14 protein-coding genes, 1 tRNA gene and 1 rRNA gene are annotated in these 17,751 nt (G+C 44.7%); all 16 read left to right on the top strand.

Annotated features, from left to right (window positions below):
• Positions 1-77 (top strand): 16S ribosomal RNA (locus tag HQ39_RS01805); the annotation flags it as partial.
• A 446-nt stretch (positions 78-523) separates the two neighbouring features.
• Positions 524-3,184: a 4-alpha-glucanotransferase gene (locus tag HQ39_RS01795; protein WP_036863180.1), complete on the top strand. Its 2,661-nt coding sequence runs from the start codon at positions 524-526 to the stop codon at positions 3,182-3,184.
• Positions 3,185-3,980: 796 nt separating this feature from the next.
• Positions 3,981-4,054 (top strand) — tRNA-Asn (locus HQ39_RS01790).
• 95 nt (positions 4,055-4,149) lie between these two features.
• Positions 4,150-5,430 carry a peptidase U32 family protein gene (locus HQ39_RS01785; RefSeq protein ID WP_235317635.1) on the top strand — a complete coding sequence of 427 codons (1,281 nt, stop codon included), beginning with the start codon at positions 4,150-4,152 and terminating at the stop codon, positions 5,428-5,430.
• A gap of 12 nt (positions 5,431-5,442) precedes the next feature.
• Complete coding sequence (locus HQ39_RS01780) at positions 5,443-5,835, top strand: acyl-CoA thioesterase (protein WP_036863178.1); 393 nt, start codon at positions 5,443-5,445, stop codon at positions 5,833-5,835.
• Entirely contained in the window at positions 5,832-6,977 is a 1,146-nt protein-coding gene (gene dprA, locus HQ39_RS01775) for a DNA-processing protein DprA (RefSeq protein WP_052079345.1), read from the top strand. Before HQ39_RS01780 ends, dprA begins: the two co-directional genes overlap by 4 nt.
• A complete protein-coding gene (locus HQ39_RS01770; RefSeq protein WP_235317634.1) occupies positions 6,919-9,060 on the top strand; it encodes an alpha-L-fucosidase in 2,142 nt (713 codons plus the stop codon). Before dprA ends, HQ39_RS01770 begins: the two co-directional genes overlap by 59 nt.
• Positions 9,045-9,536: a hypothetical protein gene (locus tag HQ39_RS01765; RefSeq protein ID WP_152565478.1), complete on the top strand. Its 492-nt coding sequence runs from the start codon at positions 9,045-9,047 to the stop codon at positions 9,534-9,536. The genes HQ39_RS01770 and HQ39_RS01765 overlap by 16 nt, the downstream gene beginning before the upstream one ends.
• 111 nt (positions 9,537-9,647) lie before the next feature.
• Positions 9,648-10,643, top strand: a complete 996-nt coding sequence (locus tag HQ39_RS01760; protein WP_036863173.1) for a class II fructose-bisphosphate aldolase — start codon at positions 9,648-9,650, stop codon at positions 10,641-10,643.
• A gap of 183 nt (positions 10,644-10,826) precedes the next feature.
• Positions 10,827-12,500: a dipeptidase gene (locus HQ39_RS01755; RefSeq protein WP_052079343.1), complete on the top strand. Its 1,674-nt coding sequence runs from the start codon at positions 10,827-10,829 to the stop codon at positions 12,498-12,500.
• Between the two features lie 840 nt (positions 12,501-13,340).
• Positions 13,341-14,057: a pyridoxine 5'-phosphate synthase gene (locus HQ39_RS01750; RefSeq protein ID WP_036863171.1), complete on the top strand. Its 717-nt coding sequence runs from the start codon at positions 13,341-13,343 to the stop codon at positions 14,055-14,057.
• A 68-nt stretch (positions 14,058-14,125) separates the two neighbouring features.
• Entirely contained in the window at positions 14,126-14,848 is a 723-nt protein-coding gene (locus HQ39_RS01745) for a MotA/TolQ/ExbB proton channel family protein (protein ID WP_036791758.1), read from the top strand.
• Positions 14,849-14,852: 4 nt separating this feature from the next.
• On the top strand, positions 14,853-15,260 hold the full coding sequence (locus HQ39_RS01740) for an ExbD/TolR family protein (protein WP_036791761.1): 408 nt from the start codon (positions 14,853-14,855) through the stop codon (positions 15,258-15,260).
• Between the two features lie 33 nt (positions 15,261-15,293).
• Positions 15,294-16,193, top strand: coding sequence for an energy transducer TonB (locus HQ39_RS01735; RefSeq protein WP_036863168.1), 900 nt, complete (start codon positions 15,294-15,296; stop codon positions 16,191-16,193).
• Positions 16,194-16,242: 49 nt separating this feature from the next.
• Entirely contained in the window at positions 16,243-16,806 is a 564-nt protein-coding gene (locus HQ39_RS01730) for a DJ-1 family glyoxalase III (RefSeq protein WP_036863167.1), read from the top strand.
• Positions 16,803-17,741, top strand: coding sequence for a TIGR01212 family radical SAM protein (locus tag HQ39_RS01725; protein ID WP_036863163.1), 939 nt, complete (start codon positions 16,803-16,805; stop codon positions 17,739-17,741). Before HQ39_RS01730 ends, HQ39_RS01725 begins: the two co-directional genes overlap by 4 nt.
• Positions 17,742-17,751 lie beyond the last annotated feature (10 nt).

Here is a 17,751-nt window from a genome sequence, read left to right as displayed (position 1 = left end):
CTAGGGTAATACCGGTAACTGGGGCTAAGTCGTAACAAGGTAGCCGTACCGGAAGGTGCGGCTGGAACACCTCCTTTCTGGAGCGAAGTATTACGAGAAGTTCTGCGTATTATTTATGCAGGATATAAGATAGAGGTTACAGAAGTTCTGCGTACATCTTGTTTTGTCCAATATGCTGATATAAAGAGAGCCTTTTTGCCAAGTGCTGAAAGGCTCTTTTCTTGTTTATAGCCCTTTTGCAGGCATTTTATTACATCTATTGTTCCGGTATTCTTTTAGAGATAGCTGTATAAATATCGCAGACCGGATATTTATTACATCTGTTTTTCCCAATATTTCAATCTGCAAAAGCAGCGTTAGAAAAGAGTATACAAATATTTATTACATCTGTCTTCTTAAATATCTCTTCCAAAGGAATATCCTCAAGTGTTCCAAGACTCCTTCCTGTCTCATCTGTTTTTCTGGTCTCTCCACGCTGAAATCGTGAATAAAAGGTATCTTTACGGAAGAAAAAACAGATTTCATGCACCCTATTCATATCAAATTTGAGCTTTCCAAGAAAGTGGCAGACGGAGAAGATATTCGTCTGCGTGTTATTGAGGTAGTTAATAGTTCGGTTCAGAACCGGGATGCTACCTCTTTGTTGTTTATGCTCTCTCCTTTAGACCTTGATTTTTGGACGAGAACTCTTACCATAAATCCCTGTTCATCAGCCACGGAGATAGTGCTTAAATACAGCTACGGAGTTTATCGAAATGAGTCATTGGTCGATAGTGAAACATCCGGAGTTCACGAATTAAGACTTCCACTTAAGAGTGATATCGAGAGCTTTATAGTGAAAGACGACTGGCGTTGTTCCACATCTTTGGGGCTTCTTGATAACCAACTTTTCGATGTCATACTGCGCTCCAATACCTCGCTTTCCTCTTTTGAAATGGAGAATGAAGGTGTTTATTTCACTTTGCCACTGCTTTTTTCGCCACTGAACGAAAGTCTGTATCTCGCAGGCAGTATAGAAGAATTGGGCTATTGGAATCCGGAAGAGGCTCTGCCTTTCCGGCAAGTTGGGGGGCGGCTTATGGCTCAAATCAGGGGCGCAAGGCAATCTTTTGAATACAAATTGATTGCAAAAGATCCTTTTGGTCGGGTCGAGTGGGAACTTTTAGGCGGAAACAGAATCTTCAGAACGGAGGAAAATCCTGCTCCTGTTTTGGTAAATCTCTCACTTCCAACGTTTCAATCCTTAGCCCTTCCACGCATTTCGGGGACGGTGGTTCCTCTTTTTTCTCTGCGCACTGAAGGCTCTACCGGTATCGGGGATTTTGATGATCTCAAAACTCTTATCGATTGGGTGAAGCAGACCAAGCAGCAGGTGATACAGCTTCTTCCCATTTATGATACCAATTTTTCTTGCTCGGACGATAGGAACTACCCTTACAATGCCATCAGCACATTTGCTCTGAATCCGGTTTATCTATCGCTTAGGGGGATGGCCGGCAAGAGTCTGTTGCAGAAGTTGAAGAGACTCGACAAAAAAGATAAAGTGGTGTATTCTTCCGTTTTATCTCTTAAGATGGAAGCATACCGGCACTATTTCGAGCAGCTTGCCTCTTCAAAAGAGTGGATGACGGAGGAGTATATCTCCTTTTATCGTGCTCATTCCGAAGATCTTCTGGAATATGCCTTGTTCAAGCTTTACTCTTCCGAACATCCGGGCAGAGCTGTTGCCGAATGGTCTGCCTATCCCACCTATCTGAAAGAGAAGACAAAGGGACGAACGGAGTGTCTCAGCCTGCCTTTGGAGCTGCATTACCACATCTATCTTCAATATCTTCTCTATGATCAACTGCTGGATGCCAAGACTTATGCAGCCGAAAATCGCATAGCCATAAAGGGAGATCTGCCCATCGGGATTGCACCCGATAGTGTGGATGCCTGGGTAAGACCTCATCTTCTCAATATGAACCTCAAAGCGGGAGCACCGCCCGACTTTTTTGCCACAGAGGGGCAGTGCTGGGGATTTCCTACTTATGACTGGAAGAGTATCGCTTCCGAGGAGTACAGATGGTGGACTAACAGGATGCAGTGTATGGCTCTCATCTATGATGCCATCAGGATAGATCATGTTTTGGGATTCTTTCGCATCTGGTCTGTTCCCGAATATACGGAGAATGCCTGCTGTGGTTACTTCGATCCTGCCATCCCTTTGGACAGCCACACCATAGCGCAGTATATCCCCGATATAGACATTGAAGCTCTTACCCTACCGGTCGTTTCGGAAGAGCAAGCCCTTTCGATGTCGTCCAGAAAGGTGGTAAACGAACTGGTTGCATCCGGTGTCTTGGAGAGAAAAGGGCAGAATCTTGTAATGCCCGATCCCAAATGTTCTCTTTCCTCTACCACTCTCTCCGGCAAGGCAATTTCGTTAGCCGAAAAGATCAGAGGAGAGTCGCTGTTTATCAGAGACATGAACAATGGTCTGCATCCGAGGGTATTGCCGGAGCTTACAATGCGTTACGCTTCACTGTCCGGCGAAGAGAAGAGGGCTGTTTCGGCTCTTCACTACCACTACTATTACGAAAGAAATGATGAGCTTTGGTACAAAACGGCGCAGGAGAGACTGGATCGGCTTTCAAAAAGTTCAAGGATGCTGCTTTGCGGAGAAGATTTAGGCTTTATGAGCAATGCTGTTCCTCATGTCTTGAAGAAGTATAACATCTTGTCGCTCAATCTGCCTCGCATTTCTCGTAAACCCGAAGAAACGTTTATGACCTCTGCGGATGTGGAGTATCGAAATATTCTTTCCACCGGAACTCATGATATGCCAAGCCTTCGGAAATGGTGGGAAACCCTATCGCCTCAAGAGTACACGCAGCTCTTTCTTTCCATGACTCCGCCGCAGGGGCTGAACTATCTTTTCCAAGAGCCGATGGAGATGAGCGGAGTGGTAAATATGCTTGTGAAGATGCCGGCTCTTGCCGTGATTCTTCCCATACAGGATTGGTGGGCATTGACAGGCAAGTATGATCATATCTCTCCGGATAAAGAGCAGATAAACTTCCCGGAAAATCCATCTCATGTGTGGGACTACCGGATACCCGGCACACTTGAAGAGCTGCTTTCGGATAGGGAACTTACCCAAAAAATCACGAAAACGGTGGCATCGAGAAGTCATAACCTATAATTCCAAAAAAGCTGTTTTTTATATTCCATCCCGAGAAAAAAGAGCTTTTTTCTTGCTCTCTATTTTGCTTGAAGGGGGCGTTTTCAGAGCGCGACCGAACTGTTAAATTTGGGTCGTTTTATTAACACAAATTTCGATACCTGTTAAGCAAAAACAGTAAACAAGCATATTCTTTCGGCTTAACGTGTTTAATTTTTCAGTGAACACGTTTAGTGATTTCATTAAACACGTTTACCGGATTCGATTAACGTGTTTAGCCAAAAACATCAAAACGCTAATAATCAGCTATCTACCTGTTTTTGCCCTAAAATGTGCCTGAAAAGGCAGATTTCTTTATTAGGAAACGTTTACAGGAAGGGGTGTTAAAATTCACACCAATTAACTCGAAAACAGCCCATGAAAACGACCAAGAGGAGAAAAGTTCTCAAATTCGAGATTTCTTGTATCTCTTTTGTTATTAGCTTATTAAGGCGCTTCAAGTGGAATTGGTGCTTTAATTCTTTATATCAAAACGACTCTTTGAGGAGATTTATAGTCATTCTGTTTTTATATAAAAGCTCCTCTCGGCTGCGATTGTTTTATAGAGAAATTCTTTTTGTCTCACCTCTTTGATTTTTTATTTGACAGACCGGAATATCTGTAAGAGATCGGGAAAAGATACGGGTATGAAAAACAGCCCTATCTTCCTTCATTGCAAGGAAAAAATCTCCTGCTTCGGGCAGAGGAGGAGCATTGCTATTGCGGAAACGAAAATTTGTACTAAATTTGCACCTGCTTTACGATAAATTCTTGAAACTCTTCCTTAGCTCAGTCGGTTAGAGCATCTGACTGTTAATCAGAGGGTCCTTGGTTCAAGTCCAAGAGGAAGAGCTCACAAAAGCCTTATAGACAATACTGTCTGTAAGGCTTTTTTCTTTGGTATGTGGTCTGGAAAGAAACCCTAAAAATTAGTAACTTTGCGATATATGAATGCAGATACAAGACCTCGTTTGGAGGATTTAGAAATAATGGCTCCCGTGGGCAGCTTTGAAGCTCTTCACGCTGCGATACAGGGAGGAGCAGACTCCGTCTACTTCGGTATTCAGGGATTGAATATGAGAAGTAACTCTTCCCGAAGTTTTCAGAACGAAGATCTGAAAGAGGTTGTCCGCCTTTGCAAGGAGAAAGGAGTGAAAACCTATCTCACGGTCAATACAATCATATACGACTCGGATATGCATCTGCTGCACTCCATAATAGATGCAGCGAAAGAGGCGGATGTCTCTGCCATCATCGCTTCCGATGTCGCGGCCATGCAGTATGCCTTTTCAAAAGGAGTGGAGGTGCATCTCTCTACTCAGCTCAATATCACCAATGTGGAGGCGTTGAAGTTTTACTCCCATTTTGCCGATGTGGTCGTGTTGGCACGAGAGCTTAATCTGGACCAAGTCCGTCATATTTATGATGAGATCATAAGACAGGATATTCGAGGTCCCAAAGGCGAGCTTGTCCGCATAGAGATGTTTGCACACGGAGCTTTGTGTATGGCTGTGAGTGGAAAGTGTTACCTTAGCCTGCATGAGAAAAACCTTTCCGCAAACAGAGGAGCCTGCAATCAGATTTGCCGCAGGCAGTACACCGTGAAAGATAAAGAGGATGGTATAGAGATGGATATAGATAATCAGTATATCATGTCCCCAAAAGACCTGAAGACCATCCACTTTATGAACAAAATGATAGACGCCGGAGTGAGAGTCTTTAAGATAGAAGGACGCGCACGCGGTCCGGAGTATGTCCGTACCGTGACCGAGTGTTATCGTGAAGCGTTACAGGCTTACTGCAACGGAGAGTTTACGCAAGAGAAGATAGATGGCTGGGATTACAGATTGGAACAAGTCTTCAACAGAGGATTTTGGGATGGTTACTATCTGGGACAGAAGCTCGGAGAGTGGACACACTCTTACGGCTCTTCCGCCACAAGAGTAAAGGTCTATGTGGCAAAAGTAACCAAGTATTTCAGCAATCTTTCCGTTGCGGAGGTCGAGGTGGAAAGCAGCGCCGTCTCTGTCGGAGAGGAGTTGGTGATCACCGGACCTACGACAGGTGCCGTCTTTGTCGTGGCTGAAGATATAAGGGTAGATCTCAAGAGCGTCGACAAAGCGGAGAAAGGCGAACGTTTCAGTATAAAAGTACCGGAAAAGGTACGTCCGGGAGACAGAATGTATGCCATGAGAATGAAGCAGGATTCCGGCTCCCGATTCAAATAAACAGTAGAAGTCATGAGCGAAATCGTTTACGAATTGGAGTTTAAGGTCAGAGACTACGAGTGCGATCTGCAAGGTGTGGTAAACAATGCACGTTATCTTCATTATATGGAGCACACCCGGCATGAATATCTGGAGACGTTTGAAGAAAGTTTTAGCCGTATGCACGATGAAGGATTGGACGCTTTCGTGGTGAAGATAGAAGTGGAATACAAAAAGTCTCTTCGGAGTGGAGATCATTTCAAGGTAACTCTTCGTAAAGAACGATCCGGCGCTCAGATGATCTTCTATCAAGATATTACATCTTTGGATGGCTCTGTAATACACTCCAAAGGGAAAGTACATGTCGCTATCGTAAAGGATGGAAGACTTACTCGCGGAGAGTATTTCGATACCTTGTTCGGATGATACTGACGGAGGAACAGAAAGCTTTACTGGCTTTGAGCTGTGTGGATGGAGTAGGACCGGTGATAGCTCACTCCCTGCTCGATCTGTGCGGATCGGCTACCGATATTTGGAATAAAGGGAAAGAGGAGCTGCTTCGTTTGGATGGAGTAGGACCGAAGTTGGCATCCGCTATATACGATGGTCAAGCGCTTCTCAAGGCTCAAGAAGAGCTGGATCTGCTTCGGAAAAATGACAGGATAAACATCTGCTTCAGTAGCGATGATGTTTATCCTGCTCTTTTGAAAGGGTGCGTGGATGCTCCTCTGCTCTTATATTATTATGGTAAATTCCCCGAACAGAATGCCCCATGGATAAGTATCGTAGGGAGTAGAAGCTGTACGGGATATGGAGAAAGCATGGTGGATAAGATCGTAAAAGCTGTTGCCGAAAGCAATCCGAACGCTGTCATTGTAAGCGGATTGGCATACGGGATCGATATTCTGGCACACAGGGCAGCTCTTAAATATGGTCTTAAAACATTGGCAGTGCTTGCGCATGGGCTTCATACTCTTTATCCGGCAGTCCATAGACGGGATGCCGAGAATATCATACAGGCAGGAGGAGCAGTGATAACCGAGTATCCGTACTACACAAAGGCTTTACCTGCAAGATTTTTGGCTCGTAACAGGATCATTGCAGGCTTGTCTTATGCTACGGTTGTCGTTGAAAGTGCAGCGAAAGGAGGCTCTTTGGTTACGGCAGACTTGGCTTTCTCTTATTCGCGTTCTGTGTTTGCCGTTCCCGGTAGAGTGGGAGATATGCTCTCTTCAGGCTGTAACGAACTTATCTCTCAGCAGAAAGCCTCGATCTTTTGTTCAGCTGAAGAGATGCTGACAGAAATAGGTTGGGATAGCTTAAAGGAAGGTAAAAGTAAAGTTATTCAACAATCTATTGGTATATTTGCAGATATACCGGAGGAGTTAAAGAGTAGCAGATACTACTCTCTACTCAAAGAGAGAGAGGGGTGTACAATGGAAGATATCTCTTTGATACTGGGCATCCCAATCCATATAGCCTCTGCCGAACTCTTTGAACTCGAACTTAATGGATATCTTAGAAGCAAGCCCGGAGGAATATACGAGCTTGAATCTCAATACAGATAGAGTGATGCGTTTTAACCTTGCCATATTATCATTATTGTTGCTCTCTTCTTCCGTTGTTAAGGCTCAGACGGAGTGGAAAGATGATGCGTTCTCCATGTTTATTCACTATGGACTTTACTCTATACCTGCCGGCGTTTGGAATGGAGAGAAAGTAGAGTCCGGTTATTCCGAACAGATATTAAGCTTTGGAGTGCATTTCTCGGACTGGTATGAGGCTTTTGCCGAACAGTTCGATGCGAAAGATTTTAATCCTGACGAGATAGTCCGGCTGGCTAAATCCGCAGGCATGAGAAGCATAGTGATTACAGCAAAACATCATGACGGGTTTTGTCTGTTCGGTTCAGACTGCACTTCTTACGATGTAATGGATGCCACACCGGCAAGGAGAGATCTTATCGGAGAGCTTGCAGAGGCATGTCATAAGCAGGGAATGCGTTTCGGTATCTATTTTTCTCTGATAGACTGGAACTTTCCCGGTGCTATGCCAATCTCTTCACACAATGCAGATCCTATTACCATCCTGCATCACGAGTACAATAAAAAGCAGGTGACAGAGCTTCTGACCAAGTATGGAAAGGTGGATGAACTCTGGTTCGACATGGGGTCACTAACGACAGAACAGAGTCGCGAACTGTATAATCTTGTACATCAACTGCAGCCGGAGTGTATGGTTAGCGGTAGAGTGGGGAACGACCAAGCGGATTTTTCCGTAATGGCAGACAATGAATACCCCAACTACTCTATAGTGAAACCATGGCAGACGGCAGCATCCATGTTCAACGAAACATGGGGATACCGTTCGTGGCAAGAGAGAGGAGAGGTCGCAGATAAGGTTAATGAGAAATTTCTCTCCTTGGTAAAAGTGCTTGCAAGAGGAGGAAAGTATCTGCTCAATATCGGACCTATGGGTAGCGGATCTTTGGTACCTTTTGAAGTGGAGGTGCTGAAAGAGATGGGAAAACGCACTGCCATTTATCAAGAAGCTCTGTATGGTGTCCAGGCAGCTCCTTTTTCTTTGGAGGATAGGTCTTATTTGGCTACTGCAAAAGGAGGAAAGAGCATTTATCTGTTTGTCCCGACCTCTTCGGATATGAGAGATAAGCGGATGCAGGATATTCTTCTTCCTGCTCATCGAGGAGATATAAAGAGAGTTACACTGCTTAATGGTGAAGGGAAAGAAGAGCGTCTCTCTTATTCTCGTCTTCAAGACGGATCGGTAAGATTGGCTTTACGAGCTCCTCTTCATCCGTTAGAATATCCGGTGATGGTGATTAAAGTAGAGTATAAGAGAGGTTATGACTATACTCCGAAGACCTCTATCCGACAACCGGAAGAAGTACTTTCTTATGCCAATGCCGAGTATCTCAACAGCCATTCGTCATTGGACTACTATTGCGGATACCGCAGTGTTATCGGTTATAAATGGAATACTCCTTATCTGAATAAGAAAGAGGCTTGCTTATTGCTTTCATATCCTCTTGAAGATAAGGGTAAAAGCATTCGTCTTGTTACTTCAAAGGGAGCAAAGGAGATTGTTTTGGCAGAAGGAGAAAGCCTTTCCGTTTCCACACCAAAATATTTGCTTGGTAAAGCAAGAAGGAAGATAGCTTATGGTGTATTCGGTGCACCTGTAACGGATAAAGGTGAATGGGAAGAGGTCGAAGAGGTTATGGATATGAATTATCCTCTACGCCCAAGAAGAGCGGTGGCTCTCGAAGTACCGATAACCGTATATGACGATACCATACTGCCTATAAACCTTTCTTATAAAGATGGTTTGATGGTTTACTTGAACGGAGAGTACGTTTATGGAAATATTAAAAGAGATCTCACAGAACCCTTTAGCGATTTATTGCTTTTGAGGATTCCTAAAGGTACTCACCGACTCTTATTCAAAGTGTACAACAGGTTTGGAAAAGCCGCTGTCCTCAGATGGAATATTCCTGAAAATGTCTCTCTGTTGCAACAGAAAGTTTTGACGGACTCTCCAACCTCTTTTATCCGGTTGGAAGGAACGGACAGACTGAAGGCTTCTCCCGCTTTATTGCAAAATGTGAGCATACGACAATGTCAAGAGAAATAATTCATAACAGATGGAGGATGCCGATAGCCTTTTGGCTTTTATTGCTCAATCTGATTTTGGTTGGGTGTTCCTCTAATACCGTCTATGATGAAAAGCTCTCTTCCAACAACAGGTCTTACAATGTCCGTATAGAGATATGGATGCACGGAGAGGGTTTCATGTTTTACGGAGATATGTCCGACCTGACCGCTTTAGATGAAAACGGCTTATTCGTTCGCAGAACATACGACGGGCTTGCCCTGCCTGTTGATAAGACTGTGAGGTTAAATATTACTCAACCCATCATTATTAACGGATATGTCTACCAGAAAGACGCAGAAGTGTTGTTCGGACAGGCAAAAATCTCACTGATAGATGTCGAAACCAAAGAGGTTATCAAGGAGGAGTTAAAAGTCATAAACAAGTATTTGGGATCGAGCAATACGAAAGAGCGACAGCAGGAAATCTCCCGGATTTCCCTGGTTCTTTCTCCTTGAAAACGGGAAAGAAATAGGGCTTATAAAGATTAGTACAGTTCGCTAAGAATATTTACTTTTGTACTCGAATAGTACGCTATTCGAGTATGTATCCATAAACATTAAAATATCATGGTAAATTACAAAGATCTTGGCTTGGTAAATACAAGAGAAATGTTTGCTAAAGCCGTTGATGGAGGGTATGCTATACCTGCTTTCAACTTCAATAATCTGGAGCAGCTTCAGGCTATTGTTCAAGCAGCATCAGAAACAAACTCTCCGGTAATATTGCAAGTATCCAGCGGTGCTCGCAAATATGCCAACCAAACACTACTACGTTATCTTGCTCAAGGTGCGGTAGAATATGCAAAAGAGCTTGGTTGTAAGAATCCTCAGATTGCTCTTCACCTTGACCACGGAGACACTTTTGAATTATGTAAAAACTGTATCGAGATGGGCTTTTCTTCTGTCATGATCGATGGTTCTCACCTTCCTTACGAAGAAAATGTGGCTCTGACCAAGAAGGTTGTAGAGTATGCTCATCAGTTCGACGTAACCGTTGAGGGCGAACTTGGTGTTCTTGCCGGAGTGGAAGATGATGTCGTTGCAGAGCATCACACTTATACTCGTCCCGAAGAGGTTGTAGATTTCGTAACAAAGACAGGCGTAGACTCTCTTGCCATCTCTATCGGAACATCTCACGGAGCCAACAAGTTTACTCCGGAGCAGTGTACACGCAACGAAGATGGTCTTTTGGTGCCTCCTCCTCTCCGTTTCGATATTCTTGAAGAGATTGAAAAGCGCATACCGGGATTCCCTATCGTGCTACACGGATCATCTTCCGTTCCACAAGATAAGGTTGCCACTATCAACAAGTATGGCGGTCAGCTGAAGGATGCCATCGGTATTCCTGAAGATCAGTTGCGTCATGCCGCAGGTTCTGCCGTATGTAAGATCAACATCGACTCCGATGGTCGTCTTGCAATGACAGCTGCAGTGAGAGAAGTATTCGCGAAATCTCCGGCTGAGTTTGACCCAAGAAAATATCTCGGACCTGCTCGTGACAGTTTGAAAGAGCTTTACAAGCACAAGATCGAAAACGTTCTCGGATCCAACAACAAGATCTGATAGAGTAGAGCGATCTCTATAAACAGAGGGTAAAATGGTTTTAACAGACCGTTTTACCCTTTTTTCTTACCCCGTTTGGACTTTTTTTGGTATGTTTGTAAACTGAGATTTTCAGGTAATAGCGTTGAAAATCTCGGTTTGAATAGTTTTATTTGGCATTTTAGTAACCATATACAGATACTTATGAACTTTAGATCAAAACTACTGACCCTTGTTGCGGTCTTGGCTTGTACATCCGGAGCATACATTGCGGAAGCGTGTACCGGACTTATTGTAGGGCGAAAAGCATCGGCGGATGGCTCTGTCATCATCTCCTATTCGGCAGACAGCCATGTGCTTTACGGTGAACTTTACCACTGGGATGCTCGTAAATGGGCGCCCAATTCACGTTTAAACATTGTGGAATGGGATACCGGAAAACCATCGGGACACAGCATCCCGCAAGTGGCACAGACTTATAACGTTGTGGGTAATATGAATGAAAAGCAGGTTGCCATCACGGAAAGTACTTTTGGTGGCCGCGAAGAGCTTGTGAATCCGGAGGGAATCATGGACTACGGCAGCCTTATCTACGTAACGCTTCAACGTGCCGCATCTGCTCGCGAAGCCATAGACATTATGGGTAGGCTTGTGGAAGAGTACGGCTATTGCAGTAGTGGAGAGAGCTACTCTATCGCAGACAAAAATGAAGTGTGGGTGATGGAGATGATCGGTAAAGGTCCCGGACGCAAAGGCGCAGTATGGGTTGCCATTCGTATTCCGGACGATTGTATCTCCGGACATGCCAATCAAGCACGTATCCAAAACATTCCTTTCGCAGACAAAGAAAACTGTGTGTACTCGAAAGATGTAGTCTCTTTCGCTCGTGAAAAAGGCTATTTCAAGGGAAAAGATAGCGAGTTCAGCTTCCAAAAGGCATATGCACCTTACGACTTTGGTGCTCTTCGTGGTTGTGAAGCACGTGTTTGGAGCTTTTTCAACCGCTTTGTGGACGGAATGGATAAGTATCTTCCTTTCGTGATGGGACAGGAGATGGATGCCATTCCAATGCCTCTATACATGAAGCCTAACCGCAAAGTGTCCGTACAAGACGTGCAAAACATGATGCGCGACCACTACGAAGATACTCCTATGGATATGACCAAGGATGTGGGTGCAGGCCCTTATGCTTGTCCTTATCGCTGGAGACCTATGCACTTTGAAGTGGATGGCAAGCAGTATCTTAACGAAAGAGCCATCGCCACACAGCAGACAGGCTTTGTGCTTGTAGCACAACTTCGCAACTATCTTCCCGACTATGTAGGTGGTGTGCTTTGGTTCGGCGTGGACGATGCCGATATGTGTGTGTTCACCCCACAGTATTGTTCTATCACATCTGTACCGGAATGTTTCAAGGTGGGCAATGGTGATCTTCTCGAATTTTCGTGGACATCTGCTTTCTGGATGCACAACTGGGTGGCAAACATGGCTTATCACAAGTACAGCTATATGATAAAAGATATTCGCAAGGTGCAGGGAGAACTCGAAAACAAATACTTTGCAATGCAGCCGATGATCGAGAAATATGCGATGGAACTTGCCAAGAACGGCTCTGAAAAGGATGCGGTAGAGTTTTTGACCAATTACTCTACAACTGAGGCCAATGGCGCAACAGCTCGTTGGAGAAAGCTGGGTGAATATCTCGTGGTGAAGTATATCGACGGCAACGTGAAGAAGGAAAAAGATGGTAAGTTTGAGCGTACGGCGGACAACTATCCCGTATCTCCAAGCCAACCGGGATACGATCCTAACTTCTACAAAGCCATTGCAGAGAATGCCGGAGACCGACTCTTGGTAGGACCTGCTAAGACCAAATAAAAACTCCGTACTCATTCACGGAGAAAAAGGAGTATTATGCGACCGATCTCTTTATGGGGATCGGTCGTTTTTTTATGCCCGGCAAAGAGGTCATTTTTATATATTCCATCCCACGCTCCAAAGCTCTCTCTATTTTGATCGGAGGGGTCGTTTTCAGAGCACGAGCGAATTGTTAAATTTGGGCTGTTTTATTAACACCATTTTCGATACCTGTTCATCAAAAACAGTAAACGAGCATATTTTGTCGGCTTAACGTGTTTAATTTTTCAGTAAACACGTTTACCGATTTCATTAAACACGTTTACCGGATTCGATTAACGTGTTTAGCTAAAACCATCAAACTGCTAAATATCAGTGGATTACCTGTTTTTGCCCTAAAATGCCCCTAAAAAGGGAGATTTCTTTATTAGGAAACGTTTACAGAGATGGGTGTTAAAATTTACAGCTATTAACGCGAAAAAGCCCCATCAAACGGACTGAAGAAAAATTTTTCCCAAATTCGAGCTGATTTTTATTCTGTTGATTATGAGTGGTTTCAAGATTTAAGGAAGAGGAAAACCGATGATGAGACATTTTTCTTACCCTTCCGGAGAGGGTCGGGAGGAGATCCGTTTTTATATAAAAGTGCACGAAAAGAGTCGGCAAAATTCGTTCCTCGCTTCTCTCTCTTGGTACCGAAAAATAGAATGAAAATGTGATGAAGACCATAAAAATAGCATGAAGGTGATGAGTATTCGAGATATAAAGAGTATTTTTGTATGGATCGCAGGATGCCTTCCCTCTTCCGATGGTAAAAGGGAAGAGTGTGGCTCCGCATCGGCTTTATAGAAAACAAATAAGATGACCAGACTAAGTGTAAATATCAATAAGATAGCAACTCTGCGAAATTCGAGAGGCGGTAATAATCCGGATCTGTTGAAAGTGTGCAAGGATGTGGAAAGATGGGGAGCGGAAGGGATTACCGTTCACCCTCGTCCGGATGAGAGACACATCAGATACAGCGATGTGTATGATCTTAAAGAGATCGTTACGGAGGAGTTCAATATAGAGGGTTATCCCTCACCGGAGTTTGTCCGTCTTGTCTCCGAAGTTCGTCCTGCACAGGTAACATTGGTACCGGATCCGCCGGGAGCACTCACCAGCAATGCCGGATGGCGTGTGGCAGAAAACATGGAGTTCCTGAAAGAGGTGGTGGCGCACTTTAAGTCTTTGGGCATACGCACTTCCATCTTTGTGGATACGGACTTGGACAACATTCGAGAAGCAGCCAAGACCGGAACGGACAGGGTGGAGCTGTACACAGAACCTTATGCCGCCGGCTATGCAAAAGACAGAGACGCTGCCGTGCAGCCCTTTGTCGAAGCGGCAAAAGTGGCTCACGAAGTGGGTTTGGAGCTGAATGCCGGACACGACTTAAGCCTTGAGAATCTCAGGTTTTTTGCTCAAAAGGTGCCTCATTTGGTGGAAGTCTCCATCGGTCATGCTCTTATCTGCGATGCCTTGTATCTGGGATTGGAGAAGAGTATTGCTTCATACTTGGAGTGTCTTAAAGTTTAAGCCCTCTCACTATTGCAATCAAAAGAAACAGTAATCATAAAACAACTACAAAATAAAAGATAAATCGGATGAACATTTATTCTATTTTAGCACAAGTACAGCCGGGTTCCATGCCGGATCTGTCCGGTACAACCGAAGGAGCTGCAGCAGCCATGCCGGTGGCTCCGGAGTCTTTGAGTCTTCTCGATCTGGCTATGAAAGGCGGTCCTATCATGATCGTTCTTCTGTTGCTCTCTATATTGGCTATCTATCTTTTCATAGAGAGATACTTGGTGATACGCAAAGCCGCACGCACCAACCATACATTCATGAACCAGATAAGGGACTATATGAAAGAGGGTAAGATATCTTCCGCTCTTTCGCTCTGTGAAGCAGAGGGAACACCCGGTGCAAGAATGATTCAGAAAGGAATACAGCGTCTCGGCAGACCGATGCAGGACCTCTCCGTTGCTGTGGAAAATGTCGGCAACATCGAGATTGCGAAGCTGGAGAAGGGACTTCCACTGCTTGCCACGGTAGCGGCAGGAGCTCCGATGATCGGTTTTCTTGGAACGGTTACAGGGATGATTCACGCTTTCTTTGATATGGCTTCTGCCGGAAACAATGTGAATATATCTCTTCTCTCTTCCGGTATTTACGAAGCATTGGTAACCACTGTAGGTGGTCTTATAGTCGGTATCATCTGTCTGTTTGCATACAATCACCTCGTGTACAGAATAGACCACGTGGTAACCAAGAGCGAGACTCAGGCTCTTGAGTTTATGGATATGCTGAACGAACCTATCAAGTAATGGCATGAAACTAAAAAGAAAAGCGAAGGTCGTAGAGATATTTAGCATGGCTTCCATGACGGATGTCATCTTTTTGCTACTGATATTCTTTATGGTTACTTCCACGCTTGTCATGCCCAATGCTCTTAAAGTGCTTTTGCCGCAGAGCAATCAACAGACAGCCGTGAAGACTCCAACAAGAATAACGATAGACAAAGAGCTGCGCTACTATGTAACCATGAAGAATGGAGAAGACAGGGAAGTGGGCTACGACGAACTCAAAGCATACATCGACGGAGAGCTTTCGGAAGATCCGGATTTCTTTGTCGCACTCTATGCAGACGAGAGCATTCCCTACGGAGAAGTGGTGAAGATCCTCAACATTGCGGTGGAGAAGAAGTTTAAGATGGTGATGGCGACAAGGCCTCTCTGACTTATGAAAAAAGATGATAGGAGATAGTTATCTATGAGCAATAGTAAAGAGAAACTCATAGCCATAGTTGTAACCATAGTGGCTCATGCTTTGCTGGTTCTGCTGCTCTTTTTTGTCTATATGACGATGAGTGCTCAGGACGAACAGAGTAGCGCTCCGGTGGATATAGGGAACATAGAGGTTGCAATGGGTAGCGATATGGAGAGTTGGAGCCAAGCACTTCCAAAGTCTCGCAGAGTCATGCCCAAGCCTGCTCCCACTCCGGAAAAAGGAGAGCCGGAAGAGCTGTTGACGCAAGAGCATGAAGAGGCTCCGGCTATGGCTCCGGTGCCTCCAAAGAAGAAGCCGGAAAAGCCTAAGGTGAGTGAACCTAAGCCTAAACCTGCACCAAAGACTCCTACACCCAAGGTGGAAGATACACGAAAGGCAGAGGAGGCAAGGATAAAAGCAGAGGAGCAAGCTCGTCTGAAAGCCGAACAGGCTCTTAGAGAACAGGAAGAACAGAGGCGTAAAGCGGCTCAGAGTCGCGTAGCCAACGCTTTTCAGGGAGCCAAAAATTCTGAAGGTTCAAGGGGAACAGGTACATCCGGAAGCGGTATGCAGGGTTCTCCTACGGGCAATGTCTCTTCCGGCGGTGCTGGTTCGGGGGATGGAGGATACGGCTCATGGAATCTTTCCGGACGCGGACTTATGGGAGGGAAATTGCCTGTACCTCAATATATAGGTCAGACTGAAGGGCGCATTGTTGTTGCTATCACGGTTAATCCAAAAGGTGACGTTATAGACGCTAAAATCGATCAGGGAACCAACATTGACAATCATGCTATCAAGCAGAGTGCATTGGAGGCAGCCAAAAAGGCTAAGTTTACAGCTGTGGAAGACATAAAAAATGCGGAGGGAAAGATAACTTATATTTATAAGCTCCGTTCATGATGGAGATTCATGACGAGACAGAGTCTAACATCAAACAATAAAGTTGAGTATGAAAAGAGTATTTGTATTTTTGGCAGAAGGCTTCGAAGAGATCGAAGCTATCTCTACAATAGATATTTTGCGCAGGGCAGAAGTGAATGTTACAACAGTATCTATCACATCCGATAGAGAAGTAGTGGGCGCGCATGGCGTGCCTGTAATGGCAGATAAATGTATTGCAGACGTAAAACATACGGGAACCGATGCCATCGTTTTACCGGGCGGACTTCCCGGCGCTACCAATCTGGAGGCTTCTCAACCCTTGAGAGAGATGATAGCGGAAGCAGATAAGAAAGGATTGCTACTTGCTGCCATCTGTGCCGCTCCCGTTGTGTATGGCTCCATGGGGCTGTTGAAGGAGAAAGTAGCTACCGCTTATCCCGGATTTGAAGAGAAGTTGGCATGCAGGCAGTATAGCCAAAAAGAACCCGTTGTAGTGGATGGTCATATCATCACAGGGCGTGGACCGGGCTATTCATTCCCTTTTGCTCTTGCCATTGTGGAGTATTTATTGGATAAAGAGACCGCAAACATGGTGGCAGGAGGTATGCTTCTTACCGAATCTTTACGATGAAGTATCCTCTTCCTTACGCAGATTTTGCATCACATTTAAGGGAGATCTTTCCGCACTACAAAGTGCAGAAGATCTCCCTTAATGCGGGATGCACCTGTCCCAATAAGGACGGCATAAAAGGTTTTGGCGGATGTACTTACTGCAACAATAGTTCGTTCACTCCCCAATATACACTGAAGACCGAGCCCATTATCGAGCAGCTACAACTGGGGATAGACTTTTTCCGAAGAAAGTATAAGGATATGAAGTTTCTGGCATACTTTCAGTCTTACACCAATACCTATGGTGATGTGGATGAGTTGATCCGAAAGTATGAGACGGCTATTGCCTATCCCGATGTCGTGGGACTGATTATAGGAACAAGACCGGACTGTATGCCCGATGAGATTCTTAACTATCTCAAGAGTCTGAAGAGAGATAAAGACCTTTATGTTGCTGTGGAGTACGGCATGGAAAGTACTTCCAATACCGTGCTGGAAAGAGTAAACAGAGGGCATACGTTCGAGGAAAGCGTGGAAGCCATACAGAGAACGGTGGAAGCCGATATACCGGTAGGCGGACATTTTATATTCGGTCTCCCCGGAGAGGATAGGGATGCCATCGTGAAGAGTGCCGCTTTAATCTCTTCTCTTCCTTTGAATTCGATAAAGATTCATCAACTTCAAGTCCTCAGAGGTACTAAGCTCGGAGCAGACTTTCTAAAGGGGGAGGTTAATGATCTGCCTCTATTTACTTATGAGGAGTATCTGGAACTTGTCGCAGACTTTCTATGCCATCTTCGTCCCGATATGTATGTCGATCGTTTTGTTTCATCAAGTCCTCCTCACATGGTCATAGCTCCTCAATGGGGAATGAAAAACTACTACTTTACTCTCAAACTTGTATCATATATGAGAGAAAATGGGTTATTCCAAGGGCAGAAATATTGTAGATAAGTGGTTTTAT

The organism is Porphyromonas sp. COT-108 OH2963 (assembly GCF_000768895.1).
GTDB classification, from domain to species: Bacteria; Bacteroidota; Bacteroidia; order Bacteroidales; family Porphyromonadaceae; genus Porphyromonas_A; species Porphyromonas_A canoris.
This window is presented reverse-complemented; position numbering and strand designations above follow the sequence as displayed.